Below are 13,799 nucleotides of genomic sequence, written 5' to 3' on the forward strand. Positions count from 1 at the left end.
TCTATTTATCTCGTTATACACCTGCCTGCGCTTAAAAAACTAAGCGTGGCAACTTAAACAAGTACATTCCCCATCGCGACATATACTATTTGATGCGTTGCCCGTTGCTGATACGGTTACCATAAACAAACGAAACCGTCAGCATCAACTAAAAAAACAAAGCCTTACATCGTCGCGCTAACACTACCATTTTGCGAACCAGCACAATAACTACAAGGCCTGATAGCAAACTACACCCCAAACAACAAACTTCGTGGCCTGTAATGCAAAATGGCTTCCCCAGAACTTCTTTCTACTCACTAACTTACTAACCACTTCATTGTGCTGCTAAGTACCAATCTACTCATTTGAGAGTTGAGGTCAATACTGTTTTTTAAAACATGTTTTTATTTACAGCGATAATGACTGTGCTAATGACCTGCTCCTAAATATTTAATACACAGTGGTGCTACCAATGTCCGCTTCTGACACACAGTTGCCGTAGTGGAGAGCGAGGGGCAGCTTTGAGCGAGAAGCGGTCGTTATGTTTGGAATAGAGACAACATGGCTGAGTCAGGATTTCTAGGCAGGCTCATAGTGAAGAGGTGAACATGATTTTTTTAAAATGTTGCATATTCATATAGATGAAGGATATTTTGTAGAAAATACTCACAAAAGATCAAACCAATGCAAGTTTTTGATAAAAATGGTATGGAACTGAACGCCGAGTGCCTGGTAGGTGAAGAAGATGGGGTATATGGCCTGATACTTGAGTCCTGGGGACCGGCACATAGAAACAAAGATTATAATGTTGCCCTCGATTATATCATTGAACGACTTATTGATTCCGGGGTAGACAAAGTCGTTGTGTATTTGGCCTCATCACCAATCAGAAGACATATACCATCTATAGCTGAAAGAAAAATACATCCTGATGAGTATTTTTCTTTAGTGGGAAACCACCCTTCCGATATTCGCCAAGAAATGTGTAGGTATCAGACTCATTTCAGCAATACTGGTAAAAAAGATTCACCATCAGGGAACAGAACCAAGCGAGTAATGATAAATGTTCCTGGTGTCAACAGTGCTGAATTTTGGAAACCTATCATATATGGAGACACATCAGTGCTTTTCGAGCCTACTGATGATGAGAGTGTTCTAAGTAAAAGGGTCAGTAGGCTAATAAAGATTCCTTTGAACGAGCCCGAGGGATATAAAACACCTGGAACATTAGAAAGAGTTCAGAAGGTTTATATTCGGGATCCTGCTGTTAAAGCTTGGGTATTGCAAAAGAGTAAGGGCGTTTGTGAAAGATGTGGTGAAAATGCACCGTTCTTAATAAATGGCGATACCCCATACCTCGAAGTGCATCATGTGATACCGCTTTCTTTATCTGGTTCTGACACCATAAGCAATTGTGTTGCACTATGCCCAAATTGCCATCGGGCATTGCATTACAGCCAAAATTCGGAAGAGCTGATTGAGGTACTTTATATAAACATAAAAAGGTTGCAAAGATGAGTGTTTCGTTTTGCTGGGATACTTATAGGTGAACAACGTCCCCTCCTGACACACAGCAGACATTCTAAAGGGGCAAAACATCGGCTTTGAGCGGAACAGCATCATTCCCATAACCATCCGCTGGCATCATTTCTTTCCCGCTGTTTCCCTTTACGCCCAATAAGCCATTCTTTACATGCAACACCACTGACATAACCGGTCATTTTCCCTGTTTGCCGATAATTCTGTGGCATGGAATGAAGGGGGTTATTCGATTTACTCCATTTGCCGCAGTCCCCACACGTATTTTCTCGTGGAGCGCAGCGTATTTGTCGATGTTGTATAACGTGAACAATCACCCTTGTCGCACGGTGGTGCTGCGCTTACCAGACCTACAACGCACTCTGTTCCAGGCCCGGCAAGCAACGCGCTGCCGGGCGTCATACCTCCGGCAGCAACCCGACAAAAATGCGTTTTTTGCGCGGCTCCGACATCATCTCGTCAAGCTTTTCCACACACGCCAGATAGTGCGGGGTCTTCTTGTGTGCCAGCACCGCCGCGTCGTCCTTATACGCTTCGTAGATATAAAACCGCGTGGCGACGTCCGGGTCCTGCAACACATCAAAGCGCAGATTTCCCGGTTCGGTCAGCGCCCCTTCGTGGTTGGCGCGAAACACGTCGAGAAACGCATCCACCTTTTCCGGTTTGATGTTGATCTCCACCAGCGTCACATTCATGGCTGCTCTCCTTGTTTCTCTTCCTGCCAGTACTGATACGCCTCACGGGCGTTCATGTTCTCATGCACCACTTTTTTCACCGCTTTGAGCATCGCCAGCGGCGCGCTGGACTGGAAGATATTGCGCCCCATATCCACGCCAGATGCGCCCTGGTCAATCGCCCGCCAGCACATATCCAGCGCGTCGTCTTCGGGCAGTTTTTTGCCGCCCGCAATCACAATCGGCACCGGGCAACTGGCGGTGACTTTTTCAAAGCCCTCTTCCACGAAGTACGTTTTGACGAAGGTCGCGCCCATTTCTGCCGCAATTCGGCTGGCAAGCGAGAAGTAACGCGCGTCGCGGGTCATCTCTTTCCCGACGCCGGTGACGGCCAGCACCGGCATCCCGTAACGGTTACCCGCGTCCACCAGCTTGATGATGTTGCTGATCGACTGATGCTCGTATTCGCTGCCGATATACACCTGTGCCGCCACGGCCGCGACGTTAAGCCGCAGCGCATCTTCCATCGCCACCGCCACGCACTCGTTCGACAGTTCGCTTAAGATAGAGTTACCGCCAGACGCTCGCAGCACCACCGGTTTGTTGGTCGCCGCTGGCACCTGACTGCGTAAAATGCCCCGGGTGCACATCAGCACATCGGTTTCACCAAACAGCGGCGCAATCGACAAATCTATCCGCTCCAGTCCGGTGGTCGGCCCCTGAAAATAGCCATGGTCAAACGCCAGCATCACCGTGCGGTTGCTGTGCGGATTAAATATCCGCGCCAGCCGCGACTGCATACCCCAATCCAGCGAACCGCAGCCTTTCAGGGCATAAACCGTATTCTTCTGCGGACGGTCGAGCCCGAAATCTTTCCCGTCTTTGATATCGTCTAAATCAGCCATTTGTCCCTCCCTCAGAAATCGTATTTGCCAATGTTCTCTTTGGTGAACACCACGCGCTCTGGCAGCAGCACGATACCGTTACCCTTCGCCTCATACTGGTATCCCTGCACGCTGTTCGGCTCGACTTTCAGGTCGCCAATGCCTTTTACCGCCACGCTGTCGCCCACGTTCAAATCGCCTTTTTTCAGCAGATGATTGGCGACGTTAACCGCAATATTGCCCTGTTCAACCACATCCCACAGGCCAAAGGCTTTCACCGTGCCGCGCTCGACGTACGGCCGCATCACGTTCGGGGTGCTGAAGCCGACAATCGCCACGCCCTGACGCTTGAGGTTTTCCGCCGCCTGGGCCGCAGCCGGCAGCGCATTAGCGTCCGGGGCAATGATCGCATCCAGATCCGGATACGCCTTCAGAATACCTTCGGCGGTTTGCAGTGATTTGGTGGCATCGTTATAACCAAACTGGGTCGTAACCACTTGCCATTGCGGATGGTCTTTGGCGATTTTGGCCTTCGCCTCTTTCACCCACTGGTTCTGATCGGTGACGGTTGGGCTGGAATAGAAGAACGCCACTTTGGCATTCGGTTTGGTGACTTGTTTTCCAGCCATATCCACCAGCAGGCCGCCGAGCTGTTCCGGCGTGCCCTGGTTGATGTAAATGCTGCGGCATTCCGGCTTGGTGTCGGAATCCCAGGTCAGCACTTTGACGCCGCGCTGCATCGCACGTTTCAGCGCCGGGCATAAACCGTCCGGCGAGACTGCGGAAACGATAATCGCGTTGTAGCCCTGGTTAACGAAGTTATTGATAAGCTGCACCTGGCCAGAGACGCTCGGCTCCGTTGGGCCATCGTAGGTGACGTCTACGCCGAGCTGTTTGCCCGCCTCTTTTGCGCCATTACCGCCGCTGGTGAAGAAACCGACGCCCACCAGTTTCGGGATAAACGCAATTCTGTCCGCTGCCTGTACGACAGCCACGCTCATTGCCAGCGCCAGGGCGCTCACCTGCACACACCGTTTTGCTTTCATCTCATGCTCCGATTGATTTGCGCGAAACAAGCCGACGCCACACCGTGCGCACCCCTTCACGATGCAGACTCAGCGAACGTCCCATGACTACGACAACCAGCAGCGCCCCCGAGAGCGCGCTCGACACCTGGTTGGGAATACCGACCATCTGTAAACCTTGTTGCAGATACCCCACCAGCAGCGCCGCCAGGGCTGTACCGATAACCGAACCGGAGCCGCCATAAATATTGGCCCCGCCGAGCACCGCTGCCGTCAGCGCCGGCATCAGTAAATCGCGGCCCAAATCCGAACGGGCCGAGCCGAAATAAGACACCAGTACCAGCGCCGCAATGGCTGACGCCAGCCCGACCAGACCGTACAACACGTACGGCATCCCGTTGACTGAGAGCGCCGCATAGCGTGCCGCGCGCGGGTTCTGCCCGAGTAAAAAGAGATGACGCCCGAAGCGCCCGCGATGGGCGAGCAGCCAGAAGAAAAAGGTGATGACGATAAACAGCACCAGCGGGATGGGCAGGCCAAACAGCGTCAGGTTAGCGAAAGCGGTGAAGCTATCCGGGAAGCCACCGATGCCTTCATAGCCCGTCGCACCTGCCATGCCGGAAAGCAGCAGCGCCGCACCGCCGTAGAGATACAGGGTGCCGAGCGTGATAACCAACGGGCTAATGCCGGTGTAATGAATCAGCGCCGCATTCACCAGGCCACACAGCACACCGAGCAGCAACGTCAGTGGAATGGCGACGCTCATTGGCCAACCCGCCTGCATCATCACGCCCAGCGCGATGGCGCACAGGCCGATGGTCGAGCCGAGTGAAATATCAATCCCGCCGCTGATGATCACCAACGTCAGCGGCAGCGCCACAATGCCGATGCAGATGAAATCGCTGGTGCTGAACAGCAGCATATTCACATCGAGCATTCGCGGGTTCAGCAATCCGAACAGGCCTATCTCCAGCACCAGCAAAATCAGCAGCGCGCTTTCCCAGTTGAGCTTCATTTACGCCACCTCTTTGTTTTTACGTTTCGGAAAGGAGGCGACGTTCTTTCCTCCTTTGTTGCCCGGCTGGAAACGGCTGTATTTGAGCGCGCGCTGATGGCGAGTCAGCGCCTGACGAAGACGTCCATCGAGCACTAGCACCCCCAACAGCACCATTCCGGCGATGAAGTCGTTCCACCAGGCCGGGAGCCTGAACAGCACCAGCACGGTATCGATTTGAGTCAGAAAAAAGGCACCGAGGAATGCGCCGAGCAGCGTGCCGGTACCGCCCAGCAGCGACACCCCGCCCAGCACACAGGCGGCGATGGCTTTCATCTCCAGTCCACTGCCGGTCTGGTTCGGCACGAAGCCAATCTGCGCGGCAAAAATAATCCCGCCGCAGGCGGCAAGCATCCCGTTGAAGGTGAAGGCCAGCATTCGGGTGCGGTTGACGCCAACCCCGAGCTGGCGTGCGGCGGCGAGGTTATCGCCCACCGCGTAGAAATCACGCCCGAATGTCGTGCGCGCCAGCAGCCATGCGCCCGCCAGCAATATCACCAGCACCAGCCAGCCGAGCGGCGACACACCAACGAACGTCGGTTCAGAGAGGGATTTCAGGCTGTCCGGTAGCCCTTCAATCCACTTCCCGCCGGTCCACAGCAGCATAATGCCGCGATACAGCCCGAGCGTGCCGAGCGTCGCGACGATCGCTGGAATACGCAACCCGACCACCAGCAAACCGTTGAACGCCCCGGCCAGCGCGCCAATCGCCAGTGCGAACGCAATCGCGACCGGCAAACCGTAGCCGCTATTGAGCGCCACGCCGACCGCAATCGCGCTCAGCCCGACGGTCGATCCCACGGAGACATCAATGTTACGTGTGAGCATCACCAGCGCCGCACCGATCGCCAACAGGCATAGGATCTGCGCACTGGAAAAGATCATCGCCAGAGTCTGCAGGCTAAAGTAGGACGGATTGAGCACCACCAGCACCGCAAACAGCGCCAGAATGGCGAGGAACGCGCTCAGCTCGCGGTTTTTCAGCAACGTTTTCATACCTGCCCTCCGAACGCTAAGGTCATCATTCGATCGACGCTGACCGCCTGTTTGTTCAGTTCCCCGCTCATTCGCCCTTGATGCATCACCAGCACCCTGTCGGCAAGGCCCGGGAATTCATCCAGATCGCTGGAGATCATCAGCACCGCGACGTTTTGTGCCGCCACGCTTTTCAGCAATTGGTAGATGTCGGCCCTGGCGGAAACGTCCACGCCACGCGTTGGCTCATCGACAATCAGCAGCAGAGGGTTAGCTTCCAGACAGCGCGCCAGCAAGACCTTTTGCTGATTACCGCCAGAAAGCGTGCGCACCGGCTGATCCGCGTGGTTGAGTTTGATCCCCAGCGCCCGGTGATAGCGCTCCACCACTGCCGCCTCCCGTTTTCTCTCCTGCCACAGCGAGGGCTGATTGAACATCACCGTGTTCCAGCGCACCGGCGCATCAAGAAACAGCCCGGACACCTGCCGGTCTTCCGGCAGATACACCAGCCCGCTCGCCAGCCGCGCACCGGTGCTGTCCTTGCTGATTTCGCGATTTTCCAGCCACACGCGCCCGGCCCTGACGGGGCGCAGACCGTACAGCGTTTCGGCAAATTCGGTACGTCCGGACCCCACCAGCCCCGCAAGACCTAAGATCTCCCCGGCGCGGATCTCAAGACTCAGATCGATAAACCCTTCGCCGGTCAGATCCTCAACGCGAAGCACCGGAAAATCCTGAGGCTGGGTACGGCGATTGCCCGGTAGCGCCAGCCACAGCTTTTGCGTATCGCTCAGGGCGTTATCCCGACTGGCGGGCGTCATTGCGGCGATCAGCTCGCCGTCGGTGTGATCCGCGGTGTCACCACTCAACACGATGGCACCGTCGCGCATCACCGAGACGTGGCTGGCTAGCGCGCGGATCTCCGGCAACTTATGAGAGATAAAGACGATCCCGACGTCGAGCGCCTGCAAAGATCGCACCTGACGGAATAATCGTTCCGTTTCGCCAGGCGTTAGTGAAGCGGTGGGTTCGTCGAGGATCAGGATCTGCGCGTCACGCATCAGTCCCCGTAAGATCTCCACCATTTGTTGATCCGCCACTTCCAGAGTGCTGGCCGCCGCCTGCAGGTTTATCTGGCAGTTCAGCTGCTGCAATTTTTCCGTTAGCCGGGTTTCGGTATCCGGTTTGCGCGGCAGGCGAAAAAGGATGTTTTCCTGCACCGTTAAGTTGGGAAACAGCATCGGCTCCTGCGGCACCAGGTAAATGCCAAGCTGGTGCGCCTGGCCCGGTTTCAGGCGTGCAAAAGGTTTGCCGTTTATCCGAAGTTCACCGTCATCTGGCGTTTCCACCCCGGCAACTATCTTCATCAGCGTCGATTTCCCAGCCCCGTTGCCGCCCATCAGCGCATGCACCTGGCCGGAAAAGAGCGTGAAATCAATGCCCTTTAGCACGGCGACGCCGGAAAACTGCTTGCGTATGTTGCGGGCTTCAATCAGTGGCTTCATCATTACGCCTCGGTTGAACAAATGATTTTTTAAATTAATAATGTTCAAAAGCGTAGACCGTGAACTATATTTACAACCGTGCAAGGATCACAGTTTTGGCCTTTGGATCGCTTAGCACAGGCTGTAAGTAAAGAAAGATCGGTTTTGCCAGTGGCTTCACATTTTCAGTCCGCGCAACTGCGAACATATGATCTAGATTTTTATAAGAGTTCAATTTATGAGCGAAAAACGCATTACGGAAGAGAGCCGTTACGCTGGTCTGGCGCTGGCGGAAGAAGAACTGGTGGCGCGAGTGGCCTGGTGTTATTACCACGACGGCCTGACCCAGAACGATATTGGCGAGCGGCTCGGGCTGCCGCGACTGAAGATTTCACGGCTGTTGGAAAAAGGCCGCCAGTCAGGGGTTATCCGCGTGCAGATCAACTCCCGCTACGAAGGCTGTCTGGCGCTGGAAACTGAGCTTCAAAAACGCTTTAGCCTGAAAATGACCCGGGTTCTGCCCGCACTGAATACCTCGCCGATGAACGTGCGGCTGGGCATTGGCGCAGCCCAGTCGCTGATGGGCGTACTCGAACCCGGCCAACTGCTGGCGGTGGGGTTTGGTGAAGCGACCATGAGCTGCATTCAGCATCTGAGCGGGTTTATAGGCTCGCAGCAAATCCGTCTGGTGACGCTGTCCGGCGGCGTCGGGCCGTATATGACCGGCATCGGCCAGCTGGATGCGGCGTGCAGCGTGAGCATGATCCCGGCACCGCTACGCGTTTCCTCGCCAGAAGTGGCGGAGATCCTGCGTCGTGAGTCCAGCGTGCGCGATGTGATCCTCGCGGCGAGTGCTGCCGATGCTGCCGTGGTCGGTATCGGCGCTATCGATCAGCGACGGGATGCGACGATCCTACGCTCCGGCTACATCAGCGAGGGCGAACAGCTGATGTACGCGCGCAAAGGCGCGGTCGGCGACATTCTGGGCTATTTCCTGCAAGCGGATGGCGAACGGGTGGAAGGACTGGAAATCCACCGCGAACTGCTTGGCGTGACCCTCGATGAACTGGCGCAGTTGCCGACCATCGTCGGTGTCGCCGGGGGAGAAGAAAAAGCGCAGGCCATTTACGCGGCCCTCATCGGTAAGCGGATTAATGGCCTGGTAACGGAAGAGACAACAGCACGCGCGGTGCTGTCGCTGGCGGGATAACCGCCGCGCGCCGCGCGATAACAGCGAGGCGCACGTCATGAGTTACCTTTTAGCGTTGGACGCAGGGACCGGCAGCATCCGGGCGGTGATTTTCGACCTGGCTGGCCGTCAGATTGCCGTCGGTCAGGCAGAATGGAAACACCTGAGCGTGGAAAACGTCCCCGGCTCGATGGAGTTTGACCTCAACACCAACTGGCAGCTCGCCTGTCAGTGCATCCGTCAGGCACTGGAAAATGCCCATCTGAGCGCCGCCGATATTCAGTCCGTCGCCTGCTGTTCCATGCGCGAAGGGATCGTGCTGTACGACCGCAATGGTGACGCCATTTGGGCCTGCGCCAACGTCGACGCGCGCGCCAGCCGCGAAGTCTCTGAGCTGAAAGAAATCCACGATTACCGTTTTGAATCCGAAGTGTATGACGTCTCCGGCCAGACGCTGGCGCTTTCCGCGATGCCGCGCCTGTTGTGGCTCGCCCATCATCGCCCGGATATTTATCGCAATGCCGCCACCATCACCATGATCAGCGATTGGCTAGCGGCGAAGCTTTCCGGCGAGCTAGCGGTCGATCCATCTAACGCAGGCACCACCGGGATGCTCGATTTATTCAGCCGTGACTGGCGACCGGCGCTGCTGGACATGGCCGGGCTACGGGCCGACATTCTCTCCCCGGTGAAAGAAACCGGTAGCGTGCTGGGGGCCGTCACCCAACAGGCAGCGCAGCAATGCGGCCTGCGCATCGGTACGCCGGTGGTCATGGGCGGCGGCGACGTGCAGCTGGGCTGTTTAGGATTAGGCGTGGTACGCCCCGGCCAAACCGCGATACTCGGCGGTACGTTCTGGCAGCAGGTGGTCAATCTGCCGGAGGTGCGCACCGACCCGGAGATGAATATTCGCGTTAATCCACACGTGATCCCCGGCATGGTGCAGGCCGAGTCGATTAGCTTCTTCACTGGGCTGACGATGCGCTGGTTCCGCGACGCGTTTTGCGCCGAAGAAAAGCTGATTGCTGAACGACTCGGCACCGACACCTACACCCTGCTGGAAGAGATGGCAAACCGCGTACCGGCAGGCTCCCACGGCGTGATGCCGATCTTCTCCGATGCGATGCATTTCAAACAGTGGTATCACGCCGCCCCGTCGTTTATTAACCTCTCCATCGATCCAGAAAAATGCAATAAAGCCACTCTGTTCAGGGCATTAGAAGAAAATGCGGCGATAGTCTCGGCCTGCAACCTGGCGCAGATTTCGCAATTTTCCGGCGTCACTTTCGACAGTCTGGTATTCGCGGGCGGCGGCTCGAAAGGCGCGTTGTGGAGCCAGATTTTAAGCGATGTTACCGGACTGCCAGTGCGTGTGCCGGAGGTCAAAGAAGCCACCGCGCTGGGCTGCGCGATTGCCGCCGGAACCGGTGCGGGATTGTACCCCGACATGGCGAGCGCGGGCGAAAAGCTGGTCAGCTGGAGCCGGGTCTTTACCCCGAACCGCGCCCATCGCGAGCTGTACGATGGCATGAAAGAAAAATGGCAGGCGGTGTATGCCGACCAACTTGGCCTTGTCGACAGTGGATTGACCACCTCAATGTGGCAGGCGCCTGGGCTTGGGAAGCGCGCGCCGTCAGCCTGATGCCCAGGCGCACCTCCCCTCTTCTTTCACACCGAGGGGAAATGCAGCCGCAGAGAAAAGCCGTCTCTTTGTATCGCAATGTATCTCCCCTCTGGCGGTATACACACGCATGCAAAATTCGCGGTTTTGAACACAAGCCCTATACATCCTTATGATGAGATAGCTCCGTCAACCTAAACACCTGCGGAGCTACAATCATGTTTAACACATTCACACTGTCATCACTGGTTGCTGTCCTTTCACTCTCCACCGTTGCGGCCTGCCAGGCTGAAGCCGCCCCTTTCGATTTTAATCATCAACAACACATCGACGCGGGCGTACTGAACGTCGGGTATGTCGATATCGGCCCTAAAAACGGTCAGCCGGTTATTCTGCTTCACGGCTGGCCCTATGACGCGCACAGCTTTGCCAACGTGGCCCCTGAACTGGCACGCAAGGGTTACCGGGTTATCGTGCCGGATCTTCGCGGTTTTGGCTCCACCCGGTTTATCTCAGCCCAGACGCCGCGTAACGGACAACCTTCAGCATTGGCGAAAGATGTCATTGATTTGATGGATGCGTTGAATATCAAACAGGCGGTATTCGCAGGCTATGACTGGGGCGCACGCACGGCGGATATCGTCGCCGCACTGTGGCCGCAGCGGGTAAAAGCGCTGGTATCCGTCAGTGGCTATCTGATAAGTAGCCAGCAGTTGGGTGAAAAACCCCTGCCGCCGAAAGCGGAACAACAGTGGTGGTATCAGTTCTACTTTGCGACCCCTCGCGGTGCGGCGGGCTATGCGCAAAACACCCACGACTTCGCAAAACTCATCTGGCAGCAGGCTTCACCAGGCTGGAAATTCAGCGATGCCACCTTTAACGTGAGTGCTAAATCGCTGGATAACCCCGACCACGTTGCGGTCACGCTTAGCAATTACCGTTGGCGTCAGGGCCTGGAAAAAGGCGAGGCCAAATATGACGTCTATGAGCAAAAACTGACGAAACTACCCGTAATCAGCGTCCCGGCCATCACCATCGAAGGTGATGAAAATGGCGCGCCGCATCCCGACCCCAAAGCCTACGCAGCAAAATTCACCGGCAAGTATCAACATCTGACCTTCACGGGCAACATCGGCCATAACCCGCCGCAGGAAGCCCCGCAGGAATTTGCCAACGCCGTGGTCAACGCCGATGCGCTGGCTCGTTAAAAGCAGCTATGCTTTTTCCGGGACTTCTTTTCACTGTCAGGAGCTTCGGGTGGATCACATTGACACTATTCTGGTGGTCGACGATGACCGCGATATTCGCGAACTGGTTGTCGACTACCTTCTGAAATCCGGCTATCGCGCCAGCGGAGCTGCGAATGGGAAAGAGATGCGCGCCGTGCTGGATAAACAGCCTATCGACCTGGTGGTGCTGGATGTGATGATGCCCGGAGACGACGGCCTGACCCTGTGCCGCCAGCTTCGGAGTAGCGAATTTAAGGATTTACCGATTCTGATGCTGACGGCCCGTAATGACGATACCGACCGCATACTTGGCCTGGAAATGGGCGCCGATGATTACGTTGTCAAACCGTTCGTCGCCCGCGAACTGCTGGCGCGTATTAAGGCGATTCTGCGCCGCTTTCGTACCCTTCCTCCCAATTTACAAGTGACCGACGCCGGGCGGCTGATTGCCTTTGGCGACTGGGAACTGGATACCGTCACCCGTCAGCTGATCGACAATGATGGCACTATCGTGGCGCTGAGCGGCGCGGAATATCGACTTCTGAGGGTATTTGTCGATCACCCTCAAAAGGTGCTGACACGTGATCAACTGTTGAATTTGACGCAGGGTCGCGATGCTGAACTGTTTGAACGTTCAATCGATTTACTCATCAGCCGGGTACGTCAGCGTCTCAACGATGATGCCCGCACGCCCGCGTACATCAAAACCGTGCGCAGTGAAGGCTATGTGCTGGCAATGCCTGTCACGATTAAAGAGCCGCACGAGTGAAACTGTGGCCCCAGTCCTTACGAGCCCGGCTGAGCCTGGTGGTGCTGGCGGGATTGCTTCTTGCGAACGGCTTAAGTCTTTCACTGGTGATGCTCGAACGGACCAACAGCGTGCGCAATGTGATGCTGGGTAATCTGGAATATGATGTCGCCACCAGTGTGGCCATTCTTGACCGCCTCCCTGCGCAGGAACGCGCGGCGTGGCTGCCCAAGCTGGCACGGGGTAACTACCGTTATCTGCTCGGCGCTGGCGAACCGGGAGTTGTCCCCACGGATAAACGCTCGCGGGACGCGATACGTTCGCTTACCGCCACGCTGGCAGGGCAATATCCGCTCTCTTTCACCGCCGTTCCCGGCCCAATTTCGCATATTCAGGCGCACATTACGCTGCACGACGGTGCGCCGTTAACGCTGGATCTCATCCCGCATATGCCGCCCGTGGCCCGCTGGCTGCCCGTTGTGTTGATTATCCAGCTGATGCTGATGCTGCTTTGCGCCTGGCTGGCGGTACGGACGGTTATTCAGCCGTTTACACGTTTCACCCGCGCGGTAGATACCCTGCAACCCGCTGCTGGTCAGGCGCACATGTTACCTGAGCAAGGCCCGACAGAAGTGCAGCAGGCCGCGCGGGCCTTTAACGCGATGCAGGACAGAATCCAGGGGCATTTAAAAGAACGCGCGCAGATCCTCGCGGCCATTTCCCATGATTTGCAAACGCCGATTACCCGCATGAAGCTGCGGGTGGAAATGGCCGATGATGCCGCATTGAGTGAAAAACTGATGCAGGATCTCAATACCATGACGCAACTGGTGCGCGAAGGTATTGCCTACGCCCGCTCTTCAGACAGGCTCGAAGAACCTCTCCAGCGTATTGCGCTCCCCGCTTTTCTCGACAGTCTGGTGTGCGATTACACCGATGTCGGCCATCCTGTGACGTTTCAAAGCCCCGTGCTTTCGTTGATATTGTCCACCCGCCCGCAGGCCCTGCGTCGGGTAATGACCAATTTAATCGACAATGCGCTGAAATATGGCAGCAGTGCAGAGGTCTCCCTCACACAGTCCGCACCTCATGGCGTGCAAATTGCCGTGTGCGATAACGGGCAAGGCATTCCCGAAGCCGAGCTGAATGCGGTGTTGCAGCCTTTTTATCGGATTGAAAACTCGCGTAACCGCACCACTGGCGGCACCGGGCTAGGGCTGGCGATTGCCGCACAACTGGTTGTGCAATTAGAAGGAAGGCTGACCCTGGAAAATCGTCCGGCGGGAGGCTTGAGGGTCTGCATTGCTCTGCCTCTGACAGAGAGATAGCCGAGAATTTGACTCCCATCACAATCACCGCACGCGCCTTTTCCCTTTTCCGCTGTCAGCGCTAGAT

The 13,799-nt window shown here is 56.1% G+C and carries 12 protein-coding genes; 6 read left to right on the forward strand and 6 right to left on the reverse strand.

Annotated elements, in window-relative coordinates; genetic code table 11:
• Positions 1-666 precede the first annotated feature (666 nt).
• Entirely contained in the window at positions 667-1,500 is an 834-nt protein-coding gene (locus MUU46_RS06755) for an HNH endonuclease (protein WP_258965152.1), read from the forward strand.
• A 419-nt stretch (positions 1,501-1,919) separates the two neighbouring features.
• Here MUU46_RS06755 and lsrG read toward each other — a convergent pair whose 3' ends face one another.
• From lsrG to lsrA, 6 genes are read right to left on the reverse strand one after another with little or no spacing between them, the layout of a single operon-like run.
• Entirely contained in the window at positions 1,920-2,216 is a 297-nt protein-coding gene (lsrG, locus tag MUU46_RS06765) for a (4S)-4-hydroxy-5-phosphonooxypentane-2,3-dione isomerase (RefSeq protein ID WP_258965153.1), read from the reverse strand.
• Positions 2,213-3,100, reverse strand: a complete 888-nt coding sequence (gene lsrF / locus MUU46_RS06770) for a 3-hydroxy-5-phosphonooxypentane-2,4-dione thiolase (protein ID WP_159760054.1) — start codon at positions 3,098-3,100, stop codon at positions 2,213-2,215. The genes lsrG and lsrF overlap by 4 nt, the downstream gene beginning before the upstream one ends.
• An 11-nt stretch (positions 3,101-3,111) precedes the next feature.
• Positions 3,112-4,125, reverse strand: coding sequence for an autoinducer 2 ABC transporter substrate-binding protein LsrB (lsrB, locus tag MUU46_RS06775; protein ID WP_159760056.1), 1,014 nt, complete (start codon positions 4,123-4,125; stop codon positions 3,112-3,114).
• Position 4,126: 1 nt separating this feature from the next.
• Positions 4,127-5,119: an autoinducer 2 ABC transporter permease LsrD gene (gene lsrD, locus MUU46_RS06780; RefSeq protein ID WP_159760058.1), complete on the reverse strand. Its 993-nt coding sequence runs from the start codon at positions 5,117-5,119 to the stop codon at positions 4,127-4,129.
• Positions 5,120-6,154, reverse strand: a complete 1,035-nt coding sequence (gene lsrC, locus MUU46_RS06785) for an autoinducer 2 ABC transporter permease LsrC (protein WP_258965154.1) — start codon at positions 6,152-6,154, stop codon at positions 5,120-5,122.
• Positions 6,151-7,638, reverse strand: coding sequence for an autoinducer 2 ABC transporter ATP-binding protein LsrA (gene lsrA / locus MUU46_RS06790; RefSeq protein ID WP_258965237.1), 1,488 nt, complete (start codon positions 7,636-7,638; stop codon positions 6,151-6,153). The genes lsrC and lsrA overlap by 4 nt, the downstream gene beginning before the upstream one ends.
• A gap of 217 nt (positions 7,639-7,855) precedes the next feature.
• On the opposite strand from lsrA, the gene lsrR reads away from it, so the two are divergent.
• The 5 genes from lsrR to MUU46_RS06815 all read left to right on the forward strand — a co-directional run bounded on the left by lsrR (position 7,856) and on the right by MUU46_RS06815 (position 13,732).
• Positions 7,856-8,827, forward strand: coding sequence for a transcriptional regulator LsrR (lsrR, locus tag MUU46_RS06795; RefSeq protein ID WP_258965155.1), 972 nt, complete (start codon positions 7,856-7,858; stop codon positions 8,825-8,827).
• Positions 8,828-8,864: 37 nt separating this feature from the next.
• Positions 8,865-10,448: an autoinducer-2 kinase gene (gene lsrK, locus MUU46_RS06800; RefSeq protein ID WP_258965156.1), complete on the forward strand. Its 1,584-nt coding sequence runs from the start codon at positions 8,865-8,867 to the stop codon at positions 10,446-10,448.
• Between the two features lie 197 nt (positions 10,449-10,645).
• A complete protein-coding gene (locus tag MUU46_RS06805; protein WP_258965157.1) occupies positions 10,646-11,635 on the forward strand; it encodes an alpha/beta fold hydrolase in 990 nt (329 codons plus the stop codon).
• 49 nt (positions 11,636-11,684) lie between these two features.
• Complete coding sequence (locus tag MUU46_RS06810) at positions 11,685-12,425, forward strand: response regulator (RefSeq protein ID WP_258965158.1); 741 nt, start codon at positions 11,685-11,687, stop codon at positions 12,423-12,425.
• Positions 12,422-13,732: an ATP-binding protein gene (locus MUU46_RS06815; protein ID WP_258965159.1), complete on the forward strand. Its 1,311-nt coding sequence runs from the start codon at positions 12,422-12,424 to the stop codon at positions 13,730-13,732. The genes MUU46_RS06810 and MUU46_RS06815 overlap by 4 nt, the downstream gene beginning before the upstream one ends.
• Positions 13,733-13,799: the final 67 nt, after the last annotated feature.

The sequence above is a fragment of the Scandinavium tedordense genome (genome assembly GCF_024764965.1).
In the GTDB taxonomy this organism is placed as follows: Bacteria; Pseudomonadota; Gammaproteobacteria; order Enterobacterales; family Enterobacteriaceae; genus Scandinavium; species Scandinavium tedordense.